23 protein-coding genes are annotated in these 25,268 nt (G+C 67.1%); 13 read left to right on the forward strand and 10 right to left on the reverse strand.

Annotation, left to right across the window (positions count from 1 at the left end):
• The first annotated feature begins 6 nt into the window (after window positions 1-6).
• From H0W40_RS05825 to H0W40_RS05840, 4 genes are read left to right on the forward strand one after another with little or no spacing between them, the layout of a single operon-like run.
• Complete coding sequence (locus H0W40_RS05825) at window positions 7-789, forward strand: SDR family oxidoreductase (protein ID WP_292444135.1); 783 nt, start codon at window positions 7-9, stop codon at window positions 787-789.
• Entirely contained in the window at window positions 786-1,190 is a 405-nt protein-coding gene (locus H0W40_RS05830) for a dihydroneopterin aldolase (RefSeq protein WP_292444137.1), read from the forward strand. The genes H0W40_RS05825 and H0W40_RS05830 overlap by 4 nt, the downstream gene beginning before the upstream one ends.
• Entirely contained in the window at window positions 1,187-2,131 is a 945-nt protein-coding gene (gene ttcA / locus H0W40_RS05835; RefSeq protein ID WP_292444139.1) for a tRNA 2-thiocytidine(32) synthetase TtcA, read from the forward strand. The genes H0W40_RS05830 and ttcA overlap by 4 nt, the downstream gene beginning before the upstream one ends.
• Window positions 2,132-2,162: 31 nt before the next feature.
• Window positions 2,163-2,768, forward strand: coding sequence for a DUF4136 domain-containing protein (locus H0W40_RS05840; protein WP_292444142.1), 606 nt, complete (start codon window positions 2,163-2,165; stop codon window positions 2,766-2,768).
• A 113-nt stretch (window positions 2,769-2,881) separates the two neighbouring features.
• On the opposite strand, the gene H0W40_RS05845 is transcribed toward H0W40_RS05840, so the two are convergent.
• The gene (locus H0W40_RS05845; protein WP_292444144.1) at window positions 2,882-3,787 is read right to left on the reverse strand and encodes a DUF6279 family lipoprotein; all 906 of its coding nucleotides are present in this window, start codon (window positions 3,785-3,787) and stop codon (window positions 2,882-2,884) included.
• On the opposite strand from H0W40_RS05845, the gene glmU reads away from it, so the two are divergent.
• Both glmU and H0W40_RS05855 read left to right on the forward strand, forming a co-directional pair.
• Complete coding sequence (gene glmU, locus H0W40_RS05850) at window positions 3,768-5,186, forward strand: bifunctional UDP-N-acetylglucosamine diphosphorylase/glucosamine-1-phosphate N-acetyltransferase GlmU (protein ID WP_292444147.1); 1,419 nt, start codon at window positions 3,768-3,770, stop codon at window positions 5,184-5,186. The genes H0W40_RS05845 and glmU overlap by 20 nt on opposite strands.
• 93 nt (window positions 5,187-5,279) lie before the next feature.
• A complete protein-coding gene (locus H0W40_RS05855; RefSeq protein WP_292444148.1) occupies window positions 5,280-5,834 on the forward strand; it encodes a J domain-containing protein in 555 nt (184 codons plus the stop codon).
• Here the strand turns inward: H0W40_RS05855 and H0W40_RS05860 are convergent.
• Window positions 5,810-6,325 (reverse strand): Lrp/AsnC family transcriptional regulator, encoded by a 516-nt coding sequence (locus tag H0W40_RS05860; RefSeq protein ID WP_292444151.1) that lies wholly within the window; start codon window positions 6,323-6,325, stop codon window positions 5,810-5,812. The two genes, H0W40_RS05855 and H0W40_RS05860, sit on opposite strands and share 25 nt — an antisense overlap.
• A 156-nt stretch (window positions 6,326-6,481) precedes the next feature.
• On the opposite strand from H0W40_RS05860, the gene glmS reads away from it, so the two are divergent.
• Complete coding sequence (gene glmS, locus H0W40_RS05865; RefSeq protein ID WP_292444153.1) at window positions 6,482-8,362, forward strand: glutamine--fructose-6-phosphate transaminase (isomerizing); 1,881 nt, start codon at window positions 6,482-6,484, stop codon at window positions 8,360-8,362.
• Window positions 8,363-8,592: 230 nt separating this feature from the next.
• On the opposite strand, the gene H0W40_RS05870 is transcribed toward glmS, so the two are convergent.
• Window positions 8,593-10,848, reverse strand: coding sequence for an ATP-binding protein (locus tag H0W40_RS05870; RefSeq protein ID WP_292444156.1), 2,256 nt, complete (start codon window positions 10,846-10,848; stop codon window positions 8,593-8,595).
• A gap of 28 nt (window positions 10,849-10,876) precedes the next feature.
• Window positions 10,877-11,275, reverse strand: coding sequence for a hypothetical protein (locus H0W40_RS05875; RefSeq protein WP_292444157.1), 399 nt, complete (start codon window positions 11,273-11,275; stop codon window positions 10,877-10,879).
• 373 nt (window positions 11,276-11,648) lie between these two features.
• On the opposite strand from H0W40_RS05875, the gene H0W40_RS05880 reads away from it, so the two are divergent.
• Entirely contained in the window at window positions 11,649-11,861 is a 213-nt protein-coding gene (locus tag H0W40_RS05880) for a cold-shock protein (RefSeq protein ID WP_292444160.1), read from the forward strand.
• A 550-nt stretch (window positions 11,862-12,411) separates the two neighbouring features.
• Here the strand turns inward: H0W40_RS05880 and H0W40_RS05885 are convergent.
• Window positions 12,412-12,807 (reverse strand): VOC family protein, encoded by a 396-nt coding sequence (locus tag H0W40_RS05885; RefSeq protein ID WP_292444192.1) that lies wholly within the window; start codon window positions 12,805-12,807, stop codon window positions 12,412-12,414.
• Between the two features lie 16 nt (window positions 12,808-12,823).
• On the reverse strand, window positions 12,824-13,237 hold the full coding sequence (locus H0W40_RS05890) for a tripartite tricarboxylate transporter substrate-binding protein (protein WP_292444162.1): 414 nt from the start codon (window positions 13,235-13,237) through the stop codon (window positions 12,824-12,826).
• On the opposite strand from H0W40_RS05890, the gene H0W40_RS05895 reads away from it, so the two are divergent.
• From H0W40_RS05895 to H0W40_RS05915, 5 genes are all read left to right on the forward strand, one after another.
• Window positions 13,137-14,297, forward strand: a complete 1,161-nt coding sequence (locus H0W40_RS05895) for a CoA transferase (RefSeq protein WP_292444165.1) — start codon at window positions 13,137-13,139, stop codon at window positions 14,295-14,297. The genes H0W40_RS05890 and H0W40_RS05895 overlap by 101 nt on opposite strands.
• A 21-nt stretch (window positions 14,298-14,318) precedes the next feature.
• Window positions 14,319-15,308: a hydroxymethylglutaryl-CoA lyase gene (locus H0W40_RS05900; protein ID WP_292444168.1), complete on the forward strand. Its 990-nt coding sequence runs from the start codon at window positions 14,319-14,321 to the stop codon at window positions 15,306-15,308.
• Window positions 15,309-15,511: 203 nt separating this feature from the next.
• On the forward strand, window positions 15,512-16,705 hold the full coding sequence (locus H0W40_RS05905) for an MFS transporter (protein WP_292444171.1): 1,194 nt from the start codon (window positions 15,512-15,514) through the stop codon (window positions 16,703-16,705).
• 129 nt (window positions 16,706-16,834) lie between these two features.
• Window positions 16,835-16,993, forward strand: coding sequence for a hypothetical protein (locus tag H0W40_RS05910; protein WP_292444174.1), 159 nt, complete (start codon window positions 16,835-16,837; stop codon window positions 16,991-16,993).
• A 349-nt stretch (window positions 16,994-17,342) separates the two neighbouring features.
• Window positions 17,343-19,307 carry a cytochrome c peroxidase gene (locus H0W40_RS05915; protein ID WP_292444177.1) on the forward strand — a complete coding sequence of 655 codons (1,965 nt, stop codon included), beginning with the start codon at window positions 17,343-17,345 and terminating at the stop codon, window positions 19,305-19,307.
• Between the two features lie 258 nt (window positions 19,308-19,565).
• Here the strand turns inward: H0W40_RS05915 and H0W40_RS05920 are convergent, their stop codons facing one another.
• The 4 genes from H0W40_RS05920 to H0W40_RS05935 form a co-directional block, all read right to left on the reverse strand.
• Window positions 19,566-20,330 (reverse strand): alpha/beta fold hydrolase, encoded by a 765-nt coding sequence (locus H0W40_RS05920; RefSeq protein WP_292444180.1) that lies wholly within the window; start codon window positions 20,328-20,330, stop codon window positions 19,566-19,568.
• Window positions 20,327-21,361, reverse strand: a complete 1,035-nt coding sequence (locus H0W40_RS05925; RefSeq protein ID WP_292444182.1) for a M14 family zinc carboxypeptidase — start codon at window positions 21,359-21,361, stop codon at window positions 20,327-20,329. The genes H0W40_RS05920 and H0W40_RS05925 overlap by 4 nt, the downstream gene beginning before the upstream one ends.
• A gap of 360 nt (window positions 21,362-21,721) precedes the next feature.
• On the reverse strand, window positions 21,722-22,570 hold the full coding sequence (locus H0W40_RS05930; protein ID WP_292444185.1) for a GNAT family N-acyltransferase: 849 nt from the start codon (window positions 22,568-22,570) through the stop codon (window positions 21,722-21,724).
• Window positions 22,571-22,729: 159 nt separating this feature from the next.
• Window positions 22,730-25,268, reverse strand: a 2,539-nt coding sequence (locus tag H0W40_RS05935) for an ATP-binding protein (RefSeq protein ID WP_292444188.1), incomplete at its 5' end; no start/stop codon positions are given.

Genomic DNA, 25,268 nt, shown 5'->3' on the forward strand with positions numbered 1-25,268 from the left:
TATCGCATGAGCGCTTCTATCCGCCCCGTCGTGCTCGTCACCGGCAGCGCCCGGCGCCTCGGACGCGAGATCGCGCTTGAGCTCGCGGCGCACGGGTTCGACGTGGCGTTGCACAGTCACCGCACTGCGGACGAATGCGCCGACACGCTTGTCGCTGCCGTCGAGCACGGTGCACGCGCCGAGGCGTTTGCTGCCGATCTGGCCATCGAGGCCGACTGCGACGCGCTACTGCCCGCGGTGGTGGCCGTCATGGGCCGTGTCGATGCGGTCGTCAACAACGCCTCGCGCTTCGAGCACGACGACATCGAAAGCTTCGGGCATGCCGCGCTGGCGGCGCACTGGCAGGTCAACACGGCTGCGCCCTTGCTGCTGGCGCGTGCGCTGCATGCGCATCTGTCCGGCAGCGGACGGGAGGGCTGCGTCGTCAATCTGCTCGACCAGAAGCTGTGGAATCCGAACCCGGACCATCTGTCCTACACGCTGTCGAAGGCCGCGCTGGCGAGTGCGACGACGCTGCTCGCGCAGGCTCTCGCGCCCATCGTGCGCGTGGTCGGCGTCGCACCCGGCGTGACCCTGCCGTCCGGCCCGATGACCGACGCGGAGTTCACGCGCGCCCAGGGCATGACACCGCTGCAGCGTTCGTCCACGCCGCGCGACGTGGCGCGCGCGGTGCGCTTCCTCATCGAGTCGCCGGCCATCACCGGCACCACGCTGCTCGTCGATGGCGGCCAGCACCTCGCTATGCAGCCGCGCGACGTGCTGTTCCTGGCGCAAGGGGCGGTGCGATGAACGGCCTGCTCGCGGACCCGCGGCTCGCCGGCTGCCGACGGCTGTTCCTGCGCGATCACCTCGTGAACGCGCGCATCGGCGTGCATGCCTTCGAGAAGCAGGCGGCGCAGCGTTTGCTGGTCAATGTCGATCTCTACGTGCCGCTGGCGGCAAGCACACCGCAGCGCGACCGCCTCGACGAGGTGGTCGACTACGACTTCATTCGCACCGTGATCGCCGAGTGCGCCGGCGAAGACCACATCGAATTGCAGGAGACGCTGTGCGATGCCATCGCGGTGCACCTGCTCGGGCACCCCCAAGTGCGCGCTGTGCGCGTCTCGACCGAGAAGCCCGACGTCTATGCCGACTGCGCGGCGGTCGGGATCGAGGTCTTTCATTTCAGGCAGGAGCGACAGGCATGAGTGCCGTGATCGAAACCGAAGCCGGCCGGCGTGATTCGGCCAGGGATGCCGCCGGAGCGAAAAGCCGCCTCGAAGCCAACAAGCTTGCCAAGCGCCTGCATCGCCTGGTCGGCCAGGCCATCGGCGACTTCAACATGATCGAACCGGGCGACAAGGTGATGGTCTGCGTTTCCGGCGGCAAGGACAGCCACGCCTTGCTCGACATCCTGATGGAGATGAAGCGGCGTGCACCGATCGACTTTTCGCTGGTCGCCGTAAACCTCGACCAGAAGCAGCCCGGTTTTCCGGCCGAGGTACTGCCCGAGTATCTCGGCAAGCTCGGCGTGCCTTTCCACATCGAAACGCAGGACACCTATTCGGTCGTCAAGCGCCTGGTCCCCGAGGGCAAGACGATGTGCAGCCTGTGTTCGCGCCTGCGCCGCGGCGCCCTGTACCGCGTGGCCAGCGAGCTGGGCGCGACCAAGATCGCGCTCGGTCATCATCGCGACGACATGCTGCAGACCTTCTTCCTCAACATGTTCTTCGGCGCCAGGCTCAAGGGCATGCCGCCCAAGCTGGTGAGCGACGACGGCAAGCATGTGGTGATCCGCCCGCTCGCTTACGTGCCCGAGCACGACCTCTCCGCATGGGCCGCGCACCGCGCCTTTCCGATCATTCCCTGCACGCTGTGCGGCAACCAGGAGAATCTTCAACGCATGCAGATCGGTCAGATGCTGCGCGACTGGCAGCGCCAATTCCCGGGCCGCGTCGAGAACATGGCCACCGCGCTGGCCAACGTGGTGCCCTCGCACCTGCAGGACCGGAACCTCTACCCGTTCCAGGGCCTCCAAGCCACAGGCCGGCCCGATGCCGCGGGCGACAAGGCTTTCGACGAAGACGACGAGGCGTGCGCGCCGGCGTCGGCCGGGGCCACAGCAATCCGCTGGCACGGCATCGACTGAACTCCACCGAACCGCGAGGAACGCTTTCGACATGAAACGACGCACTCTCTTTGCCGTTCTCGCTGGCGTGCTGATGCTCGGCGGGTGCGCCGGCATCAGCACGGTGGCCGTCGAGGTGTCCAGCCAGGGCGACTGGCCCGCCGAACGCAAGCCGGGCACCTATGCGATCGAGCGCCTGCCGTCGCAGCAGGCCAATCCGGCAGCGCAGGACCGCATCGAGGCCGCGGCGCTGCCGGCCATCGAGGGGGCCGGTTTCGTGCGTGCGCCGATCGAGGAGGCCGACGTGCTGATCCAGGTGGGCGGGCGTGCTTTCGAGGTGGCCAGCCGCGATCCCTTCGCCCACGCCATGCACTGGCGGCACGACTGGTGGTTCCACCGGCGGCATCACCCGTTCTTCTACGGCCCCGGCTTCGGGCGGGGCTTTTACTACAACGATTTTCCCGACATCCAGCGCGAAACCGCGGTTCTGATGCGAGACCGTCGCAGCCAGCGGATCGTCTACGAAACCCGCGCCACTGTGGTCGGCCGCTGGTCGTCGCCGGCGCTGCTGCCCTTGCTTTTCGAGGCGTCGATGAAGGACTTTCCGACGCCTGCGATCAGCCCGCGCACGGTGACGATGAGTTTGCCGCCGGGCTGATCGGAAAGCCGGTGCAACGGCCGCTGCGGCGGGCGGCTCCATGAGCCGGGACGATCGTCTTGTGTGGTCGAGCCCTTCGCTTCGGCCCTGCGTGCGGCCTTGGGCCTTGACACTCAGCCGGGCGAAGCCAGTTGCAGAAGATCGGCGCGCCAGGCCCTCAACTGTCGCTGAGCCGCCAGGCGCTGCTCCGGGGTGGTGCCGTTGTGGAACTCGGCCGACAGCGCGCAGTTGTAGGCGATGAGCTCGTCCTGATAGCGCCGGTAGTCCGCGTCGGGGGATTGCTTGACCCTGTGCCACATCGCTTGCAGAGGCTGGGTGTCCGGCGCGACGCCGTCGGCAGTGGGTGCGCCGCCTTGCACGGCCCGCAAGGCCTGTGCAAGCTCGCGCTGGCGGCGCTCGCGCTCGGCCAGCCAGCGCTCTGTATCGAAAGACGATTGCGCAACGCCACGCTCGAGCCGCTCGCGCTGTTTGCCGTCGAGCCGGTCGTAGAGCTGCTCAGCGCGCTCACGCAGCCGCTTGACCGCAGCCTGCCGCCGTTCAGCGGGCTCGGGCGAGAGGTACTCCTTGCGCAACTCCGCGGCGGCTTCGGCCTGTTTGGCCTCCAGCCGGTCGAGCTGCGCCGCGTCGAAGCCGACCGCCAGCACCGCGGCCCGCGGCAGCGCGTGCTGCACGGCGCGGTCGAGCCGCACGCGGATCTCCTGCACCCGCTCGCAGACGCGGGCCGGCGTGGTGTCGTTCAGGATTTCCTCGGCGGCACTGTCGAGCAGGGCGGCGTAGTCGGGCAACTGGCCGCGGCGGTTCCACTCGAACCAGCCGGCGATGGCGTTGCGCACTTGCGGCGCCTGCGTCGGCGTGAACTCGACGTAGCCGTCGAGCCACCAGTACATCAGCGTATCGGCCTGGTTGTAGGCCAGCCGCAGCGTGCTGCAGCCCGCCATCGCGATCAGCGCAAGGGCGGCCGCGATAATCCGCCACCTTTTCAACCCGCCGAGTTCGAGCATGCTGGACATCGTGATCATGGCCGCCGGCAAGGGCACCCGTATGAAGTCGAACCGGCCGAAGGTGCTGCACACCTTGGCCGGGCGGCCCCTATTGCAGCATGTGTTGACGATGGCGACGGGGCTCGGAGCAGAAAGCTTGATCACGGTCACGGGCCATGGCGCCGCCGAGGTCGAGGCGACGATGCGCGCGGCCTTTCCCTCGGCACCGCTTGCCTTCGTGCGCCAGGAGCCGCAGCTCGGCACCGGCCATGCGGTGCAGCAGGCGGTGCCGGTGCTGCACGACGGCCCTGATGCCACGACGCTGATCCTCAACGGCGACGTGCCGCTCATCGAGGCAGCCACCGCCCGCGCGCTGATCGAAGCCTGCTGCGGCCGCCGGCTGGCGCTGTTGACCATCGAGTTGCCGGATGCCACTGGCTACGGCCGCGTCGTGCGCGAGGGCGGCGAGCCTGGCCAGAGCGGCACGACCGGCGCCGCCGTACGGGCGATCGTCGAGCACAAGGACGCCACGCCGGCGCAGCGCGCGATCCGCGAGGTCTACACCGGCATGATGGCCGTGCCCACGGCAGCGCTCAAGCGCTGGCTCGCCGCGCTGAACAAGGACAACGCCCAGGGCGAGTACTACCTGACCGACATTGTCGCGATGGCCGTCGCCGACGGCGTGCCGGTGGTCGCTGCTCAGCCGACGAGCGAAACCGAGGTGCTCGGCGTCAACAGCCCGCTGCAGCTCGCTGATCTGGAGCGGCGCTTCCAGCGCACCCAGGCCGAAGCACTCATGGAAGCCGGCGTGCGCCTGGCCGACCCGGCGAGGTTCGATGTGCGCGGCGAACTCGTGTGCGGCAGCGACGTGGAGATCGACGTGAACTGCGTGTTCGAGGGCAGTGTGCACGTCGGCGACGGCGTGCGGATCGGCGCGAACTGCGTGGTTCGCAACGCGCGCATCGCTGCGGGTGCGGTGCTTCACCCCTTTGTTCATATCGACGGCGAGTCGCTGGGCGTTCGCGTTGGAGAAGCTGCGCTGGTCGGGCCCTTCGCCCGGCTGCGGCCCGGTGCCGATCTCGGCCCCGAAGTGCACATCGGCAACTTCGTGGAGGTGAAGAACGCGCAGCTCGCCCGCGGCGCCAAGGCCAACCACCTGGCTTACCTGGGCGACGCCACCGTCGGCGAACGGGTGAACTACGGCGCCGGCAGCATCACCGCGAACTACGACGGCGCCAACAAGCACCGTACGGTGATCGGCGACGACGTGCACGTGGGCAGCAACTGCGTGCTGGTCGCGCCGCTCACGGTCGGTGCGGGTGCGACCATCGGCGCCGGCAGTACGCTCGGCAAGGACGCTCCACCTGGTCAGCTCACCGTGGCCCGTGCCCGGCAGGCCAGCATTTCCGGCTGGCAACGCCCACAAAAGAAGCGCTGACACCGTGTGCCGCGCCGCCTGTCGGGCGGATTGCACGGACGGCACCCCCGCAGCGCGCGCCGATCCCGACTGCGGCGCTAGCATCGACGCGCCATGAACCGGCCCAAGGTCGCCACGTATTACTCACGCCTGAAGGTGGCGCACGATGCGCCTCCGGAGGTGGTGCGCGCCGCCTACAAAGCCTTGGTGCAGAAGTACCACCCGGACCGCCACCAGGGCAGCCTGCGCCACCAGCTCGTGCTGGCGGCCCTGAACAAGGCGCATGAGGTGTTGAGCGACCCGGCCCGCCGCGCGGGCCATGACCAGTGGATTCGCGAGGAGGAAGTTCGCCTCGGCTGGCGCGAGCCGAGCGGCGATTTCCGGCTCGGCCTGGGCCTGCGCATGGAGCTGGTGATGTCGAGCCTGCGCCATGACGGTCTGCCCCTGAGCGAGGCCCTTTGCATGCACCTCACTCGAGGTCAGCGTGCGGCTCTGTGGCTCGGCCTCGGCGCCACGCTGGTGCTGCTGGCCGGCGGCGCGATGAGCTATTTTCGGAACGACGACGACCCGTTTCGCCGCTTGGGACCCTTGCCGCCACTGGCACCTTTCTCGCCGGCACCGCCGAGCACGCCGTCGCCCGTGGCCTATTCGGCGTCGTCGCCGCCTTGAGCGTGGGCCCGAACCGGCAGCGGCAGTTCGCTGCCGAAGCGGGCTCGCTTGATCGCAAAAAAAGCCCGCACGTTCCGGACATTGGCATCCGAGGACAGCAGCCGCGCCGTCAGGGCCTGGTACGCCGCCATGTCGCGCACTGCCACGACCAGCATGAAGTCCGGCCCGGGCGATACGCGCCAGCACTGCTGCACGGCCGCGTCGGCCAAGGCGCGCGCCTCGAAGGCGTCGAGCTTTTCGGCGGCCTGCACGTCGAGCGTGACTTCGAGCAGGGCCTGTAGCAGCGGCACGCCGGCGTCGGCGAGCCGCTGCGGTGACAGGAGTGCCACCACGCGCTCGATGAACCCGAGCGATCGCAAGCGGCTTACGCGCCGGTGGGCTGTGGCCGGCGACACGTTCACGGCTTCGGCCAGCGCCAGGTTCGATAACGAAGCGTCGCGTTGCAACTGAGCGAGCAGGCGCAAGTCGAGGCTATCCAGTTCGCTCGGCATAGATATACCTAGTTAATAAGTTCTTATCCATGAAAGAAAATTCCGTACGCTCGCGTAGAGGGAACGACCTTTCAGTAGCTGGATGTTAGTGGAAGCTCATTCCAGAGCTAGTTCCCTAGCATCCGGCTTTGTCAAACTTCATCAGGAAGCAAAACCATGTGCGGAATTGTCGGCGCGGTCGGGGCGCGCAACATCGTTGGGGTGCTTGTCGAGGGACTGCGGCGCCTTGAATACCGCGGCTACGACTCCTGCGGCGTGGCCGTATACCAGGACGGGGCGCTCAGACGAAGCCGCAGCACCGCGCGGGTCGCCGAACTCGACGCCCAGGTGCGAGCCGACAAGGTGGAAGGCACGACCGGCATCGCGCACACCCGCTGGGCGACGCACGGAGCGCCGGCGCTGCACAACGCCCACCCGCACTTCTCGACCGGGCCCTCGAGCGGCGCCGACCCCCTGGCCGATGCCCAGCGCCCCGGCCGGATCGCCCTCGTGCACAACGGGATCATCGAGAACCACGACGAACTGCGCGCCGAGCTGCAGGCGCGCGGCTACGTGTTCACGAGCCAGACCGACACCGAAGTCATCGCCCATCTCGTCGATTCGCTCTACGAGGCCGACTTGTTCGAGGCCGTGCAGCAAGCCACCCTGCGTTTGCGCGGCGCCTACGCAATCGCGGTGTTTTGCCGCGACGAGCCACATCGCGTGGTGGGAGCGCGCGAGGGCTCGCCGCTGGTGCTGGGCGTCGGTACGCAGGGCGGCGAGATGTTCCTGGCCTCCGATGCGATGGCACTGGCCGGCGTGACCGACCAGATCGTCTACCTGGAAGAGGGCGACGTGGTCGATCTGCAGCCCGGGCGCCACTGGATCGTCGCGCGTGACGTCACCGGCCGCCACAAAAGGGTCGAGCGCGAGGTGCGCACCGTGCTGGCCCACACGGGCGCGGCCGAGCTCGGCCCGTACCGGCACTACATGCAAAAGGAAATCTTCGAGCAGCCGCGCGCGATCGGCGACACGCTCGAAGGCGTGCAGGCCATCGTGCCCGAGCTGTTCGGAGCCAAGGCGGCCGCGGTGTTCGACGCCATCGATTCCGTGCTGATCCTGGCATGCGGCACCAGCTATTACGCCGGCTGCACCGCCAAGTACTGGCTCGAAGGCATCGCGAAGATCCCGACCAGCGTCGAGGTGGCCAGCGAATACCGCTACCGCAGCAGCGTGCCCAACCCGCGAACCCTGGTCGTGACCATCTCGCAAAGCGGCGAGACCGCCGACACGCTGGCGGCACTCAAGCACGCCCGCGGCCTGGGCATGCGGCACACGCTCACGGTGTGCAACGTGGCCACCAGCGCGATGGTGCGCGAATGCGAGCTGGCTTACCTGACGCGCGCCGGCGTCGAGATCGGCGTGGCGTCCACCAAGGCGTTCACCACCCAGCTCGCCGGCCTGTTCCTGCTCACGCTCACGCTGGCCAAGCTGCGCGGCCACCTCGACGCCGACGCCGAGGCCGCGCACCTCAAGGCGCTGCGACATCTGCCAGCGGCGCTGCAGGCCGTGCTCGCGCTGGAGCCGCAGGTCATCGCCTGGAGCCAGGAGTTCGCCCGCAAGGAGAACGCGCTTTTCCTGGGCCGCGGCCTGCACTATCCGGTGGCGCTGGAGGGCGCGCTCAAGCTCAAGGAGATCAGCTACATCCATGCCGAGGCCTACCCGGCCGGCGAGCTCAAGCACGGGCCGCTGGCGCTGGTGACCGCCGCGATGCCGGTGGTGACTGTCGCGCCCAACGACACGCTGCTGGAAAAGCTCAAGAGCAACCTGCAGGAAGTGCGCGCGCGCGGCGGCGAGCTGTTCGTGTTCGCCGATGCCGACACGCGCATCGAAAGCAGCGAAGGCGTGCACGTGATCCGCATGCCCGAACACTACGGCGCGCTTTCGCCGCTGCTGCACGTGGTGCCGCTGCAGTTGCTGGCGTATCACACGGCATGCGCGCGCGGGACGGATGTGGACAAGCCGCGCAATCTGGCGAAGAGTGTGACGGTGGAGTGAGGTCGAGGACCGTGGTCAGCAGCAGTGTTGAGCGGAATAAAGTCTGCCAGATAGGCGTCGCGCGCGGCCGGATTTTTGCCGACCCACAAGGAGACTCCCAGCGGTTACAGCATGGTGCCCGAAAAGATCATCAAGACGGCGCCGAGCAACGCGAGAACCGGGACGACGGACGGCATGGGAGTACGGATTGCGGCTCGACGCGATTTGTCGGAAACAAGCGTCCGACGACGTCAGATTACATCGGCCGGCTCACCACGAGGAAACCGCAGCGTGAACGTGCTGCCCTGACCGGGCGCGCTGACCACATCGATGTTGGCCTGCATCGCCTGCATGAGCTGCTTGACGATCACGAGCCCCAGCCCTGTTCCCTCGACGCCGCTGCGCTCGGCCCCAAGACGGTTGAAGGGTTGAAAAAGGTTCGCGATCTGCTTTGCACTCAATCCCGCCCCCGTGTCTTGTACGGAAATCTCCAGGCACTCGGCATCGCCTCCAAGCCGGAGCTGGACGGATCCGCCGGCGCGGTTGTACTTGATGGCGTTGGTCAGCACGTTGATGAGCACTTGTCTGACCCGTGTTTGATCTGCCCATATCCAGCCAGCCGAGTCCCCGCACTCGTACTGCACCTCGACCTTGCAGCGCTCGGACAACGATGCAGTGAGCGCCATGCAGTCCTCGATCAGCCGGCCGATGTCGATCTGCTCAGGCGACAACGCCAAGGCGCCTGCCTCTATGCGCGACAGGTCAAGCACCTCGTCGATCAATGCCAGAAGATGCCTGCCGGCCGTGCGCACATGGCCGATCATCATCTTCGCCTTGTCGGACGACATGATGGAACGGTCGTGTTCGAGCAGCTGCGAAAAACCAAGGATCGCGTTGAGCGGGGTCCGCAGCTCGTGGCTCATCCGTGCAAGAAAGGCGGATTTCTCGCGATTGGCCAGGTCAGCGGCTTCCTTGCCCGCGCGCAGCTCTTCCTTCTGCATTCGGTCGGTCAAATCGCGTAGGAAGACGTTGGTCCGGACAACTCCATCGGCGGCCGTGTACAGCGACGAGGAGATGGCGCACTCGAACCGTGAGCCGTCTGCGCGGATCATCGTGAGCTCGCCCCTGGCTTGTCCTGTCCGGGCCCGCTCCTCGATCAATCGGGTCCACCGCGGGTCGCTCACGTCGAAGTTTTCCTCTCGCCCGTTCTCCTGAAGCTGAGCCTCCGCGATACCCAACATGCCGCAGGCTGCGGGATTGGCCCGCAGGATCGTGCCGTCCGGCAAGGTGCGCAGGATTGCCTCCACGCTGCTTTCGAACAGCATCCGGAGGTCCGCTTCACTGTCGGCCAGCGCCGCGATCTGCGCCGCGCGCGCATCGAGCATGGCATTGAACTGCGCCGCGACTTCGGCAATCTCGGCAGGGCCGCCAGCTGCAGCGCGCGCATCGAGCGCTCCGCCGGCCACCCGCTGTGCCGTATCCCGCAAGGCCATGACCGGCGTGACGATCTGCCTGCGCAGGTAGAGCGCTATCCCGAAGGCAAAGACGATGATGGCCAGCCCCAGGATCGCGTTGCGCAAGGCCGCCTTCTTCGCTTCGCTGAAGACTGCGTCCGTTGCGATACCCGCGACCGCGTACCAGTCGGTGCCGGCGATCGGCAGGAACCCGTATACGCGCTCGATGCCTTCCGATGAGAAGGATCTCGACGTCCCGGAGCGTTGTGCGAGCACCTGAGCGATGATCGGAGAGCCGGGTCGGTTGCCGACGAAATGCTCCGGCGACTGCGAACGCGCGACGATCGTGCCGGCCGAGTCGATGACCGTGATGATGGTCGACGGCGGCAGCCTGCTGCTGCCGACCACCGGCTTGAAGGCGGTCAGGTCGACCGGGAGCTGGATCGAACCGATCATTCGGCCGGAGGCATCGCGCACCGGGTGAGCTAGCACCGACACGGCCTTGCCGCTCACCGGCCCGACATAGGGCGGTGCAACGACGAAGACCTGCTTTTGCACCACCGACCGAAACCACTCGGTATCTCGAATGACCGTGTACCGATCGCCCGGCTGCGGCAAGGTCGAACAGACCAACTCACCGTCCATATTGGCCTGACTGAAGTTGGCGAACTGCGGGTACAGATCCCGGAACTCGCGGAACACCGAGTCGCAATGTTCGGGATCCATGAGCCGGATGGCCGGTCGTGCGGCCAGCTTGGACATCGTCAGGCGCGTGTCGGCAAGGAAGCTTTCGACACTGTCCGCGGTGACCTGTGCCAGACCCTGCGCTGCCTGGGCCGCTTGTTCCTGAGCCTGCCGGTAGCTGCGGTACCCCGAGTCGATCAGGAGCGCTGCAACGAGTGCCATGGTCGTAACGACCAGCATCAACAAGAGAGTGCGAATCGACCAGGTGGCTCGCGCAGCAAGTACCGGACGCTCGGCCTCAGTAAGCTGAGTCGGCCGGCTTCTCTGCAGCAGTTCCTCGGGCTCCCCCGAGATTGTGTCGACTGTCATGAATCTCTTTTACTAACGCGCCAAGCGATCAGAACTCGAGGCCATACCAGCCGAAGCCCAGGGTCCAGGAGGCCGGACGTTTGAACGAAGCGCTCAGCTTGAGACCGAAGTTCAGCGCGCCTGCCCGCGTTTCAGCGCGCCAGGACTCGGGTACCCACTTCAGGGCCAGGCCGCCGGTTGCACGAAGGACGTCGCGCGGATGCGGCAGGGCGTAATCGACGCCCAGCTCCATGCCTTGTGCAACGCCGCAGGCGGGGGCGGTAATCAGCGAGCGGTTGCTGCCCGCATGTTCGACCCAGCTCTCGAGCTGGCAGGTACCGGCGCCCGCCGTGCCGGCATCGTCGCTGGCTAGCGGGCGGCCAGCGAAGGCATGCTGAGTGCATGGCATCAGTGCAAGGACGCATGGGACCCAGGTCTTGAGATTCATAGTCCATCGTCGGAAGTCAGCTGGTTATCGGCTTTCTGACCGACGGCTCAAGGCCCTCGAGTACAACAGACCGCGATAAAAACTGGGCCTGCGGCCTGGGTCTCGTGGCCCCGAGCCAGGCACGAGGCTGGTGTGGACCCCACCGCCGACGGCACCATCCGCATTCGAGTCAAGGCCCGGGCCGCCTCCGACGCCGGACCAGCGACTACACTCTCGCCTGTAGGTATACGCAAGACGTGGTTCTTAGAGGTTTGTTCAATCGGTCATCGTTCGATGGCCTTCTGCTCGTCCCCGAGGTAGCGTTTCTTGAGTGTCTCTGCACTGAGCGCGGCGCTTTTGCCGCGCCTTAACTTTTGACCAATAGGAACGTTATATGGCCATGCAAACCGGCACCGTGAAGTGGTTCAACGAAAGCAAGGGCTTCGGCTTCATCGCCCAGGACGGCGGCGGCGCGGACGTGTTCGCGCATTTCCGCGACATCTCGGGCTCGGGCTTCAAGACCCTGCTCGAGAACCAGCGCGTCGAATTCGAGGTCAAGCAAGGCGAAAAGGGCCCGCAAGCTTCAAACATCCGCCCCATCGAATAAGCAAGGTTCGACGCTTCACACGAAACGCGGCTTCGGCCGCGTTTTTCTTGGTCCGCCGCATCGTGCCGGGCCCACAGGCTCCACGGCTCCGGCAGCGACGGTGATGACGACAGCAGCACGCCTGAGCCTTCCGCGCCGAACCCGCCTGCTGCACCGGCACTCGCCGATCAGATCCCCGCACCTGTTCAATGCTTCGGTGCTGAGAATGTCGATGCCACCACGGGAGAGATCCGTAAGGGCCTGGTCATCATGATCTATCGGCTTTTTTAGGTTTCCGATTGGTAGGAGTGCCGTAGTCGCGTCATCGCGATAGATTCTGCGAGTGTGAGTTCGCCGCCGAGCCGGTTAGCCGTCTTTGAGAGCGAGAGCCGCGCAAGCTAAGGGACCTCAGAAATTCACACTCGCGGCCCGAGCAGACACTCACCCCTCCAAGCCAGAAAGTGAAGGCTGCTATCGGGCGCGGCATCGCGGAATAGAGATTGGAATAGCGCAAGTCGCCGCCCCCCGGCAGGCGCACTGCAGCGCCCACCTCTCCAGAGGCGGGACAGGTTCATGGCGCAAGTTCCGCGATCTCGATCAGATTGAGGTCGGGGTCGCGAACGTACACCGAACGGATCCTGGAGGTCGCGCCCGTGCGAAACACCGGTCCTTCCACGATATCCACGCACATCACGCGCAAGCGGGCGATAACCGCTTCGAGGGGCAGGCTTGCAATGAAGCAAAGATCCAGCGAGCCCGGCACGGGTGTGTGCGCCTTCGGTTCAAACTCGCGGCCTTTGACGTGCAGGTTGATCTTCTGGTTGCCGAAGGTGAATGCACGGCGCTCGACGGGTGGGTTGCCGCCGACAAACGTTTCGAAGTGCATGTCGAGAACGTCGGTGTAGAAGCGGATGCATTCGGCCTCGTGTTCCGTCGTCAGCACGAGATGATCCAGATGGTCGACCACGGTCACCCGCCCGCGATCAATCGGCCTGAATTTTCGAGGCCTTGGCCACTTCGGCCCAATGCTTGAGCTCGGCCTTGTTTAACTCTCCCAGTTGCGCGGGCGGCATGTAGTCACCATTGGCGCCAAGGTCTGCGGCCTTCTTCTTGAACGCCGGCGTGGCGACGATGCGGGCGATCTCGCCGGTCAGCTTGTCCACGACGGCCTTCGGCGTGTCGGCGGGCGCAGCCAGACCCCATTCGTCGATCGCGAAGACGTAATCGCCAGATGGCAATTCCCGCAGCGAAGACCGGCACCTAGAGTTGCGCCATCGAATCCACCGGGTCGCGCAGATGGAAGCTCTCAAAGGTCTCAAGGTGCTGGAACTGGGCCAGCTGATTGCCGGCCCGTTCGCGGGCAAGACGTTGGCCGAGTTCGGCGCCGACGTGATCAAGGTTGAACCGGCGGGCGTCGGCGACCCGCTGCGCAAGTGGCGGATGCTTCGGGACGGCACCTCGGTGTGGTGGCAGGTGCAGTCGCGCAACAAGCGCTCGGTGTGCCTCGACCTTCGCGGCCCTGAGGGGCAAGAAGCGGTGCGCGCGCTGGCCGCCGAGGCCGACGTGCTGATCGAGAATTTCAAGCCCGGCACGCTCGAGGGCTGGGGGCTGGGGTGGGAGCGGCTGCATGCCGACAACCCCAAGCTGATCATGCTGCGCATCTCGGGCTATGGCCAGACCGGCCCCTACCGCGACAAGCCGGGTTTCGGTGTGCTGGGCGAGGCGATGGGCGGGCTGCGCCACCTCACCGGCGAACCGGGGCGCGTGCCGGTGCGTGTCGGCGTGTCGATCGGCGACACGCTCGCGGCACTGCACGGGGTCATCGGCGTGCTCACCGCACTGCGCCACCGCGAGGTGAACGGCGGGCTCGGGCAGGTGGTGGACGTGGCCTTGTACGAAGCGGTGTTCAACATCATGGAAAGCCTCGTGCCCGAGTACGAAGCCTTCGGCGCGGTTCGCGGTGCCGCCGGCAGCGCGCTGCCCGGCATCGCACCGACCAACGCCTACCCCAGCAACGACGGCCAGTACGTGCTGATCGCGGGCAACGGCGACAGCATCTTCAAGCGCCTGATGAAGGCCATCGGCCGGCCGGATCTCGAGAACGACGCCGCGCTGGCGCACAACGACGGCCGCGTCCAGCGCGTCGAGGAGATCGATGCCGCCATCGCCGCGTGGACGCGTGACTTCGACCGCGACCAGGTGCTGGCGACGCTGGAAGCGGCAGGCGTGCCCGCCGGCCGCGTCTACACCGTGGCCGACATCGTCAGCGACCCTCAGTACCTGGCGCGCGAGATGATCATCGAGTCGCCTACTTCCGATGGCCACACGCTCAAGGTGCCGGGCGTGGTGCCCAAGCTGAGCGCGACGCCCGGCCGCATCGGCCACGCCGCGCCGCGTCTGGGCCAGCACGACGCCGACCTCCAGCGCGGCGCCGGCTGGCCCGCGCGCATCGACTGACACCACACCCGGAGACTCGGCATGCAAACCGGCAACCGCACCCGCCTGTTCATCAACGAAGTGGCCACCCGCGACGGCTTCCAGATGGAAGGCCGCTTCATCCCCACCGACGACAAGGTCGCGCTGATCGATCGGCTGAGCGGCCTGGGCTACGCGAAGATCGAGGTCACGTCGTTCACGTCGCCAAAGGCAATTCCAGCGCTGGCCGATGGTGAAGCGGTCATGCAGCGCATCCGGCGCGTGCCCGGCGTCGTCTACACCGCACTCATCCCGAACCGGCGCGGCGCCGAGCGCGCGCTGCAAGCGCAGGTCGACGAGTTCAACCTCGTGATGTCGTGCAGCGAGACGCACAACCTGACCAACCTTCGCATGACGCGTGACCAGTCGTTTGCGCAGTTGGCCGAGGTGATCGAGCTGGCGCAAGCGGCCGGGGTGCCGGTCAATGTGTCGCTGTCATGCGTTTTCGGCTGCCCCATGGAGGGTGATGTTCCTGCCGAGACGGTGATGGGCTGGATCGACCGCTTCGCAGCACTTGGGGTGCAAGGCATCACGCTGTGCGACACCACCGGCATGGCCTTTCCGACCCAGGTGCAGGCGCTGTGCACGCAGGCGATCGCGCGCCACCCGGCGCTGGCGTTGACCGCGCACTTCCACAACACGCGCGCGATGGGTGGTGTCAACACCATCGCCGCGATCGAGGCCGGCATCCGCCGCTTCGACATGTCGTTGGGCGGCATCGGCGGTTGCCCCTACGCACCGGGTGCGAGCGGCAATGTCGCCACCGAGGACATCGTTCACATGCTGGCGTGCATGGACTACGACACCGGCATCGGCGTCCAGGGGCTCATCGAGGCCGCCGGCATGCTCGAGGGCTTGATCCAGCATCCACTGCCGGCGCAGGTTTCTCGCGCCGGCGCGCGGCTCAAGCGGCACCTGCCGCCGCTGGACTACGACCAGATCGTTGCGCGTGCCCATGGGCGTGATGCCGGTGGCCAGCCGGCGAAGGCGTAATCGCCGGCGCGGCCATCAGCGTGCTCGACGTCGAGCCGCCGCCGCCGCACCATCTGCTGCTGGCGGTAGGTGTCCCTGGTCTGCTGCCCACGCCCCACGTGACTTGGGCAGTGAGGCAGCGCAATCTATGCTCGCTAACCGCCTCACCGACCTGATCCACGCTCATGCGGCGACGCGACGCGCCTCTGTCTGAAGCCGCAGCCATGACCTGCAGCGACCGCGTGCGCCGCGCTGCGCTGCCCGTCACCACCTTCGTGCAGGCCGCATCGTCGGCCGCCGTCATCGGGCCCACGGTGGCCGCGCCCTTGCTGCTGCAAAGCCTGCAGCTGGGGCCGGCGGCGGTGGGTCTTTTCGTGGCGCTGGTGTACCTGGGCGCGATGTTCGCAACACAGATCGGCGCCTTCGCTGTGCGCCGTTGGGGGCCCATCCGCGCCAGCCAGATGGCTTTGCTGTGCAGCACGGCCGGCCTGTTGCTGCTCGCCACGCCCCTGTTGCCGCTGGTGGTGCTGGGTGCCTTCTTCATCGGCCTGGGCTACGGGCCCATCACGCCGGCCAGCAGCCAGATGCTGTCGCGCACGACGGACCCGCGGCACTACTCGCTGGTGTTCTCGATCAAGCAGACCGGCGTGCCGCTGGGCGGTGTCATTGCCGGCCTGTTCGTGCCGCCGCTGGCGGGTTTGGGTGGCGCCGTTGGGGCGTTGATCGGGCTGGCGGTGCTGTGCCTCGTGGCGGCGGCGAGCGCGGCACCGCTGGCCCCTGAACTGGACCGCGAGCGCGACCACGGCGCGCCCTGGCCGGACCTGCACCAAGTCCTGGCACCGATGCGATTTGTCGCCACGCATGCCGTGCTGCGCGCCATGGCGCTGTGCAGCTTCGTCTTTTCCATGGTCCAGGTGAGCCTGACCTCGTACCTGGTCAGCTTCCTCACCGGCGACCTGCACTGGACACTGGCCGCCGCAGGCGCCGCCCTGGCGGTTTCCCAGGTGGCGGGCGTGGGGGCGCGCATCGGCTGGGGCTTCGTGTCAGACCGCTGGCTAGGCCCTCGCCGCGTGTTGCTGGGTCTGGCCTTGGGCATGGCGGGCTGCGCGCTGAGCATGCCATTGCTGCAGCCGGGCAGCCCGGCGCCGCTGGTGATCGCCTTGCTGTGCGTGTTCGGCGCCACGGCCGTGGGCTGGAACGGTGTCTACTTGGCCACCGTGGCCCGCGTGGCGCCCTCTGGACAGGCCGGAACGGCCACGGCGGGCACGCTGTTCTTCACCTTTTTCGGCGTCGTGATCGGGCCGCCTGTGTTCGGCGCCGCAGGTGCGGCGCTGGGCGCGTTGGGTTCGGCTTTTGCCTTGCTCGCGCTGCCGCTGGCCGGTGGTGTGTGGGTGCTGGCGCGGGCGCGCTGGCCCTGACCTCGGGACAGAACAGGCAGCCCGCAACGGCCGGGTTACGTCGAGGGTTGTGTCGAAGAGGCCGCCTGGGCGCTGCATCGCCAGCCCGGCGCTGACCTACCGCCACAGTGCATTGCTGCGGAGCAGTTGGTGCTGAAGCTGAAGACGACCTGGCGCGTCGGCACCTCGCATTCGGTCATGTCGCCGCCGTTCATGCAGCGGCCAGTCAAGTTGGTCTTTGCTCTCCGGCTTCGGCTTGCGGGGGACCGCTTCAGGGCTGTCGATCTCGGCGATCAAATGCCAACGTGAGCTGCATCTCGACCTGATCACCTCTGCGCTGCGGAAGTGGAGGCCGCGCGAGATGCGCCGCCGTGACAAGAGCAGATAACAGGGGCCAGCAGCCGTCGGTGCGCTAGCGCGCAACAGGTGCTCGGTGAGCAAGCGAGGCGCCCGCAGAGCTCGTCGCATTCCCTATGGCGCGTGCCGGTGGCAGCCGGCAAAGTTCGCCTTACCGCTGCTTACAACCATTACCAGGAGATCCAGTGTTTGGATGGATTCGCAGTGTGTTTTTCAATGGGGATGCCAGGTGAAGTACTTTTGGCCGGTTTCGACGCCGCGCACCAGATCCGTTGTTCTAAGTGCTGGCGCCGCTGCGCTAGTGGGCTCCCTTCTCGGCGCGAGCGTATGGACGCAGGCGCAGGAAGGGGACGCCCCGCTCGCTTCGTTAAAGACTGTCCCGGTGCCCGGTCCGTCCGACGCGGTATTGAGCGAATTCGTTCGCGACAAGCGCGCGGCGATCCAGCTGGGCAAGGCGCTGTTCTGGGACATGCAGGTGGGCAGCGATCACAAGCAGGCCTGCGCGAGCTGCCACTTCCAAGCCGGCGCGGATAACCGGATCAGGAATCAGCTCAATCCCGGCCTGATCGCCGGGGACAAGACCTTCCAGGTCGGCGGGCCCAACCACGTCTTGACTGCGGAAGACTTTCCATTCACACGGCACCTGAATCCCGACCGTGCCGACTCACGCACCTCCGAAAAAAACGACGTGGCTTCATCTCAGGGCGCGTTCCGAGCCGATTTCATCAGCGGCGGCGGCAAGGAGCCAGACCGCTGTCTTGACTTGCCCGAAGCCGTCGAGAAAGGTGGCAACGGGTTTCATGTGGGAGCTTTGAACGTCCGACAAGTCGAGTCGCGCAACACGCCCACGACGATCAACGCTGTTTTCAACTTCCGCAATTTTTGGGACGGTCGCGCCGTCAGCGACTTCAATGGCGTCGATCCTTTTGGTCGCAGAAACCCGAACGCGTTGGTGTTCAAGGAGATCGACGGGCAACTGCAGCAGATCCCGATAGCCATTCTTTTCTCCAGCCTGGCGTCGCAGGCGTCAGGGCCTCCGGTGAGCGCGTTCGAGATGTCTTGCAACGGTCGGCCGTTCATCGAGTTGGGTCGCAACCTGCTCAAGGTCAAGCCGCTTGGCAAGCAAAAGGTGCATCGAACTGACAGCGTGCTCGGCCCGGTCGCGGATCCTCGCGGCGACGGCTTGAACGTGTCCTACGGCGACTTGATCCGCAAGGCCTTTCAGCCGGCCTATTGGAGAAACGGGCGGGTGAGGGTGGCGCCCCAAGAGCGATCCATGGACCTGGTCCGGCGGGCGAGCGAGGCGGGCGGCGGGAGAGGACCAGGCTCTAGGGGGCCGGAGACCGTTGAGCACATCGAAGCAAATTTCGCGCTGTTCTTCGGCCTTTCCCTGCAGCTATACCAGGCAACACTGGTTGCAGACGACACGCCCTTCGACAAGTTTCTGGAAGGCAATAAGTCGGCTCTGACCCCCCAGCAGCGCAAGGGACTGAATGTGTTCATCGGCCAGGGCAAGTGCATCAATTGCCACGGTGGCGCGGAGCTGACCAACGCCTCGGTTCGCAACGTGCTCAACGAACGCCTGGAGCGGATGTTCATGGGCGACGGCGCGCAGGCCGTTTATGACAATGGCTTCTACAACATCGGGGTGCGCCCGACATCGGAGGATCTCGGGGTCGGCGGCAAGGATCCTTTTGGCAATCCGCTATCGGAAACGAGGATCGCTCAACAGGGAAAGACGCATTTGCTCGGCAAGCCGTTTGATCGGTCCAAGGAGCCCGATGTCCAACCCGGCGACCGTGTCGCGGTGGATGGGGCGTTCAAGACGCCGGGCTTGCGAAATGTGGAGCTGACAGGGCCTTATTTCCACAACGGCGGGAACGCGACGCTCAAGCAGGTGGTGGAGTTCTACAACCGTGGCGGCGACTTCGCTGAGGAGAATCGGGCGGACCTTGACCCGGATATCCAGCCTCTGGGGCTGTCGGAAGCGCAGCAGGACGACCTTGTTGCCTTCCTTCTCGCGCTCACCGATGACCGCGTTCGCTTCGAGCGGGCGCCGTTCGATCATCCAGCGCTGTGCATTACGAATGGGCATGCCGAAGAAGAAATGGAGACGCCGAATGGCGGGGAGGTGAAGACGGCAAAGGACCTGCTGCGGTGCATCGCGCCGGTGGGCAGGCAGGGGTCTCGAACGGCATTGAAGCCGTTCCTCGACGGACAGACGACGCCGCAGACCGGGCAGTGGGATCGTCCCACGGGGCGCTAAGGCGCGACCGGCGGCAGTGGTTCAAATCGGGCATCGGGTCGGAGCTGCGCGAAGGCGATGACGAGTTTTTTCTCACGCAACAGCGTATCGATGCGACGATTCAGGCGCACGGCGGCAGCACGCGGGTCAAAGCGACTCCGTGAGCGGCACGACGATATTCGTTCGCTTTCGCGTCGCAGGATGCGCGTCGTCCTGCGATTGCGGCTCGAGCATGGAACAACGACGGTCTGTCGGCGGTTTTCCGCTGTGAGGGCTGGCTCACGAAGATGTCGCCGCCGTGCGATGCCATGCGGCGACCTGCTCGGCCAGCCAGCCCGGGTCATCGAGTGCAAGGTCGTGCCCGGCCCAGGGGTGCTGCACCGCACGGCAAGACCAATCATGGGCGAGGCGTCTCGAACATTCCGGGTTCACCAACCTGTCGCCCTGGCTGCAGACCACGAGCGCCGGCATGTCGGGTGACCTTGCCGGCAACTGGTAGCGGACGGCGGCGCAAAGCTGCCTGAAGGCGTTGGACGGCGAGACGGGGCGCTCGAGGCGAACGTCGGTCCAGCGCTCGAGCAGTTCGGTGTCCGACGCGCCCCCTGTGCTGGTCAGACGCAGCACGGCGCGTTCCGCGCGCCTTGCGTCGCGCGTCGCCGCGATGCGCAGCAACGCGGGCCAGGCGCTCGGGCGCAGGCGATGGTGAACGGGACTGATGGGCGCCGCGCTGGAGTTCACGAGCACCAGGCCGCGCACTTCTGCGGGCCACTGACGGGCCCACGCCGCCGCGACCATCCCGCCGAGCGACAGGCCGATCAGGTGGATCGGTCCGGCGACGCCTCGGGCCTGCAGCGAGCGGCGGCACTGCGCGGCGATGTCCGGCACCGTGTCCGGACTGCGCCGCAACCGTTCGACGCCGGTGCCGGGCAGGTCGAGCGCGACGATCGCCGCACCGGGTGGCAGGCGGCTCTGCAAGGCCTCGGGAAACCGGCTCCAGTGGGCGCTTTCCCGTGCAAGACCGCGCAGCAGGACCCATGCGCTCATGACGGCCTGCCTGCCGCGTACCAGCGCTGCAGCGCCCGTTCGCGCAGCGCCTCGCGCTGCGCTTGCGCCGGGCACCAGGCCCGGTAGCTGCACGCCGCTCGAAGCAGGAATTCGAGCAGACCCATGTGCCGGCGCAACACGCGGTGTTGCCGGTGTTCGATCAGGGGGTTGAAGAGCCCCTGGCGCGAGAACATCTGGCGCGGATTCTTCTTGATCCACAGCCACGAGCCCATTTCGAGCGTCAAGGGCAGGAGCACGCGACCGCCGCGTTCGGCCTTCAGGTAAAGGTGATCCCAGAGGTCGCCATGAGCGAGGTACTGCCGGCTCTGCGGCTCGACGATATAGCGGTGGTGCGCCAGGTTGTCGTCCAGCAGCTCGGTGAGTGCCAGCACCTCGGGGAGGTGGCGCACCGGCACCGGCGTGTGGGCATGCGGGAACCAGAGGCGGTCGCGCAGGCCGAAGCCGGAGTGGCAATCAACCGTCAGCGCGAAGGGTCGGCACAGCAGTTCTTCTTCCACCACCCGGCACACCGCCTGCGCTTCGATCTGCATCGGCGCGCCGGCGGGCCCGCGGTACCACGGCAGTGCCGCGCTCAGGCGCTGACCGCCGAGCAGGGGCGGGGCAGCCTGCGCGCATTCCACGGGCGAGTTGCGCATGAGATCGACGCCCTGCGGATTGGCCCGCGTTCCCCGCCACAGCCCGCCGGGATTGACGAGCGGCATGAAGACGATCCGAAGCGTCGTGAGCAGGCGCTGCAGTGTCGCGTCCCACTTCAGCCGCTGAACGAGCGCGCGCAGGCAGGCGATCACGACCTCGGTGCCGATGCGCTCCAGCCCGTGCACGCCGCCGAAGAAGCCCACGCCGGGATGGCTGGGGTCGGCACTGCCGAGCACGACGGCATAGACGGGAAGCGGCGTCCCGTCGACGACCACTTCCGCCACGGTCTGCGTTACGGCATGCGGGCCGGCGTCGCTTGCAAGTCGTGCGATGTCGGCGAGTTCGGTCGGCAGCCGTGCGGCGGCGTCACCCACGGCCCAGTGACCGGTTCACGGCGCAGCGCTCTGCCATCGAGTTGTCATCTCTGTCCTTCACATTCACGAGCTCAAACTGGGAGACAACATGCACGCTTCTCGCGATCGATTTCCACCTAGGCCACCGGTCATCCTGGCGTCGCTCGTCTACGGGTTCGCGGAGTGCGCGGCCTTGCTCCGCAGCCGCTGGCGCCAGGGCTTGCGGCAGCGTTTCGGCAGTCTCGTCAAGCCGCGTGGCTGAACCGTGACAGTGGCGTGTCGAGTCGATGACGTGGCGCCGGCGCAGCGGCGCCGGCCGTTGTGACACCGTCCAACGACGCAGCGACCCTGCAGGTCTGGCGCTGACTCGCCGCCAGCGCCTCACGCGCCCAGAAAGTGCCGCTTGTAGCGGTGCGGCAGGTCCTCGATGCGCATCAGCATGGGCAGGTCCGCCGTGTTGAACGCCGGGTCCCACGCGGGAGCGCCCAGCACCATACCGCCGCAGCGCAGATAGCCCTTGATCAGGGCAGGCGGCTCGACCTCGCCGGCCGGCATCAGGTCGTCGACCGGCAACGCCAGGCGCGGCGTGACGCGCCACTCGATCGGCGCCAGGTTCGTGATGCTCAACTGTCGCCACAGCCCCGCGGCGAGCCGGCCGCCGTCGCGCATGCCGACGCTGGCGCAACCGACCATCGTTTCCAGTCCATTGGTGAGCATGAAGGTGCCCAGGGCCGCCCACATGGTCATGATCACGCCGCCGGACCGGTGATCCGGGTGCACGCAGGAGCGCCCCAGCTCGACCATGCGCGGGCGCAGGGCTCGCAGGCGCGTGAGGTCGAACTCGTTGTCGCTGTACAGCCCGCCGACACGGCGCGCACCCGCCGGGGTGAGGACCCGGTAGGTGCCGACCACCTCGCCGCGTTCTCCATGTGTGCCCGCGCTGCGCACCAGCAGGTGCTCGCAGTACGGGTCGTACAAGTCGACGTCGATGCCGGCCGGCGTGCCGGGCGGTGTCGCGATGCGAGCGCCCATCTCCTCGACGAACACCCGATAGCGCAGGCGTTGCGCATCCCGGATGTCGTTTTCGCTGCGGGCCCAGCTCACGGTCAGCCCGCCGGGAGCCGCGGAGTGCGGCGGCGCGGGCAAGGGCGGCCGCCGGCGTGCAACGACAGCGGCTGCGGACCCGGTGAGGTTGTGCAGCGGCTGGGTCGGCATGGGAACTTCGTACATGGCGCTCTCCTGTGAGGACGAGCACCGAGCATCCGACCGCTTCGTGACACCACCTTTGAAAACAGATTTCAGTTCGGTGACGTGGCCTGCGCGCTGCAATATGTCCGGATCGCGGCCGGCTTTGTCTGCACGCCCGAGCGCGGCACGCTCAAACGGGCATCAACCCGCAGCAGCCAGGCACGGCGGTCGAATCACGTGATGCAGCAGACAGTCGACCAGCCGGTCGATGTCCACCGGCTTGGCCACATGGTCCACCATGCCCGCGGCCAGGCATCTCTCGCGTTCTTCGGGCAAGGCGTAGGCCGTCAGTCCGATCACCGGGAGCGTGGGCGACGAGTCGCGCAGCCGCCGGGTGGCTTCGATGCCGTCCATGAGCGGCATCTGAACGTCCATCAGCACGGCGTCGAAGGCGGACGCGCCCGCCTGCGCGACGCGGGCCAGCGCTTCCAGGCCATTCCTGGCGAACACGACGTGGCAACCCTCGCTTTCGAGCTGGGCCTGCAGAACCAGGCGATTCACGTCGTTGTCCTCCGCGGCCAGCACGTGCAGGCCCGGGAGCCGCGGGCCTTCGGCGGTCGCACCGACCGGTAGCGGCTCGATCGGGGAGGCGGTGGACAAAGGCAGGCGCACCGTGAAGGTGCTGCCCTGTCCCGGGCGGCTTTCGACCCGGATCTCGCCGCCCATCAGCATGGCCAGGTTGTGACTGATCGCCAGGCCCAGACCGGTGCCGCCGAAGCGGCGGGTCGTGGAGCCGTCGGCCTGCTCGAACGGCTGGAACAGGCGCGCGAGCAGTGACGCCTCCATGCCGATGCCGGTGTCGGCCACCTCGAACACCACCGAGCCGGCCTCGGCGCGGACCGTCAGCGCCACCTGGCCGCGATCGGTGAACTTGACGGCGTTGCTCAGCAGATTGACCAGAATCTGTTTCAGCCGCAGTGCGTCGCCTTCGACCCAGTCGGGCAGGTCCGGCGCCAGAGCGACGGGCAGCGCGAGGCCCTTGGCGGCGGTGCGGCCAGCCACCAGGCCGACGACCGCATCGACGGCAGCCGACAGACGGAAAGCACGCCGCTCGACACTCAACTTGCCGGCCTCGAGCTTGGAGAAGTCCAGGATGTCGTCGACGATGCTCAGCAGATGCCGGCCTGCGTCCAGGATGCCCTGGAAGTTCTCGGGCGCTGCGCGGCCGCTGCGGTCGCGGGTGCCGATCTGGGCCAGGCCGAGAACGGCATTCAGCGGGGTTCGAATCTCATGGCTCATGTTGGCCAGAAATTCACTTTTCACGCGGGCCAGGCGTTCGGCCTCGCGCCGGTTGGCCTCTCGGACCTCCTCGAACTCACGGCGCTCGGTCACGTTGCGCACCACCATCAAGAGCTGGTCTTCATCGAGCGGCAACACGCGGGCTTCGTAGAACTGACGCCCCGTGGCCAGAGTCATTTCGCATTCGGCGATGCACTGCTCGGCGCCGTGCGCCAGCTCGCCGAGCGCCGCCGTCACCTTCTGCGCCGTGTCCGCCGGCACGATGTCTTGCAGTTTGCGGCCCAGGAACTGTTCGGGAACCGGGAAGAGGCCCGCTTCGCGTCCGACTCGATGTTCCAGGAGGGTGCCGTCGCGCGCCATGCGGAAGTAGCTGTCCGGCAGCGCGTGGAACAGCCGGTTCAGCTCGGCGGTTCGCCGGGTGACCAGTTCTTCCAGATGGTCCCGGTGGCGCTGCAGTTCGGCCTCGATCGCTTCGCGACGGCGGATCTCCTCCGACAGCGACGCGTTGCGCCCTTGCAGGATGTGGCGCTGAGCGTCCGAGCGGGCGGCGCCCAGCTCCAGTGCGCGCGCACGTCCCTGCAGGCGATCCATTCGCACTGCGGCGAGCAGCAGGAGCACGGGAAACGCGCTCAGCGAGAACAGGAACACCGAGGAACTGAGATCGCCATAGATCTCGTCGCGCGACAGCGTCGTGACGAGCACGGCCGCCATGCCGGGGACCGGGGTCGCGATGGCGACGGCATCGCCCTTTCCTGCGTCCCGAGCCGCAGCCGACAGGGGCGCGACGCGGGCGGGCCGGCCCGGTGGCAGCCGTGCCAGCTCGGCCGCCAGCTCGGGAGCGAAGGCGAGGGGGCCTGCCGGGGTGGCGATCTCGCGGCCGTCGATGGTCACGAGCGTCTCGCGATACGAGCCCTCGGCAACCATCTGGATGAGCGAGTGATAGAGCTGACCGATATCGCCGACCGTGACGACGGTCCCGACGAGCTCGCCCTTGAAGACCACCGGAGCGGCCGTCACGATGGCCCGCTGCTCCAGATGCATCTCGAACGAGGTTCGGCCTGCAGGGCCTGCAGGCTCGAGCAGCGTGGCGGGGTCGTAGCCCGTGTCGACCAGCACCTGCCCGGCCGCATCCACCCAGGCGATGCGCGTGTATGCCTGGCCGTCACCGATCTTGTCGCGGCCGATCCACTCCCGAAAGCGCTGTTCCACCGCACCGAGGCCGGCGTCCAGGCCGTACAGCGGCGACATGCCCAGCGCCTTGTTGACGAGATAGGTGCGCAGCTCGTGCAGTGCCGCCAGTTCTTCGGCGGTGCTGCGTTGCTGCGCCGCGAAGTCGCCGAGCGCCGCAGCGCGCCGCTTGCTGTCGGCGATCATCCGGGCGTCGGCCGCCACCCTCAGCTGTTCCTTGGAGTCGAACGCGTTCCACAGCAACAGCACCGAG

The organism is Methylibium sp. (assembly GCF_013817345.1).
GTDB lineage: Bacteria > Pseudomonadota > Gammaproteobacteria > Burkholderiales > Burkholderiaceae_C > Methylibium.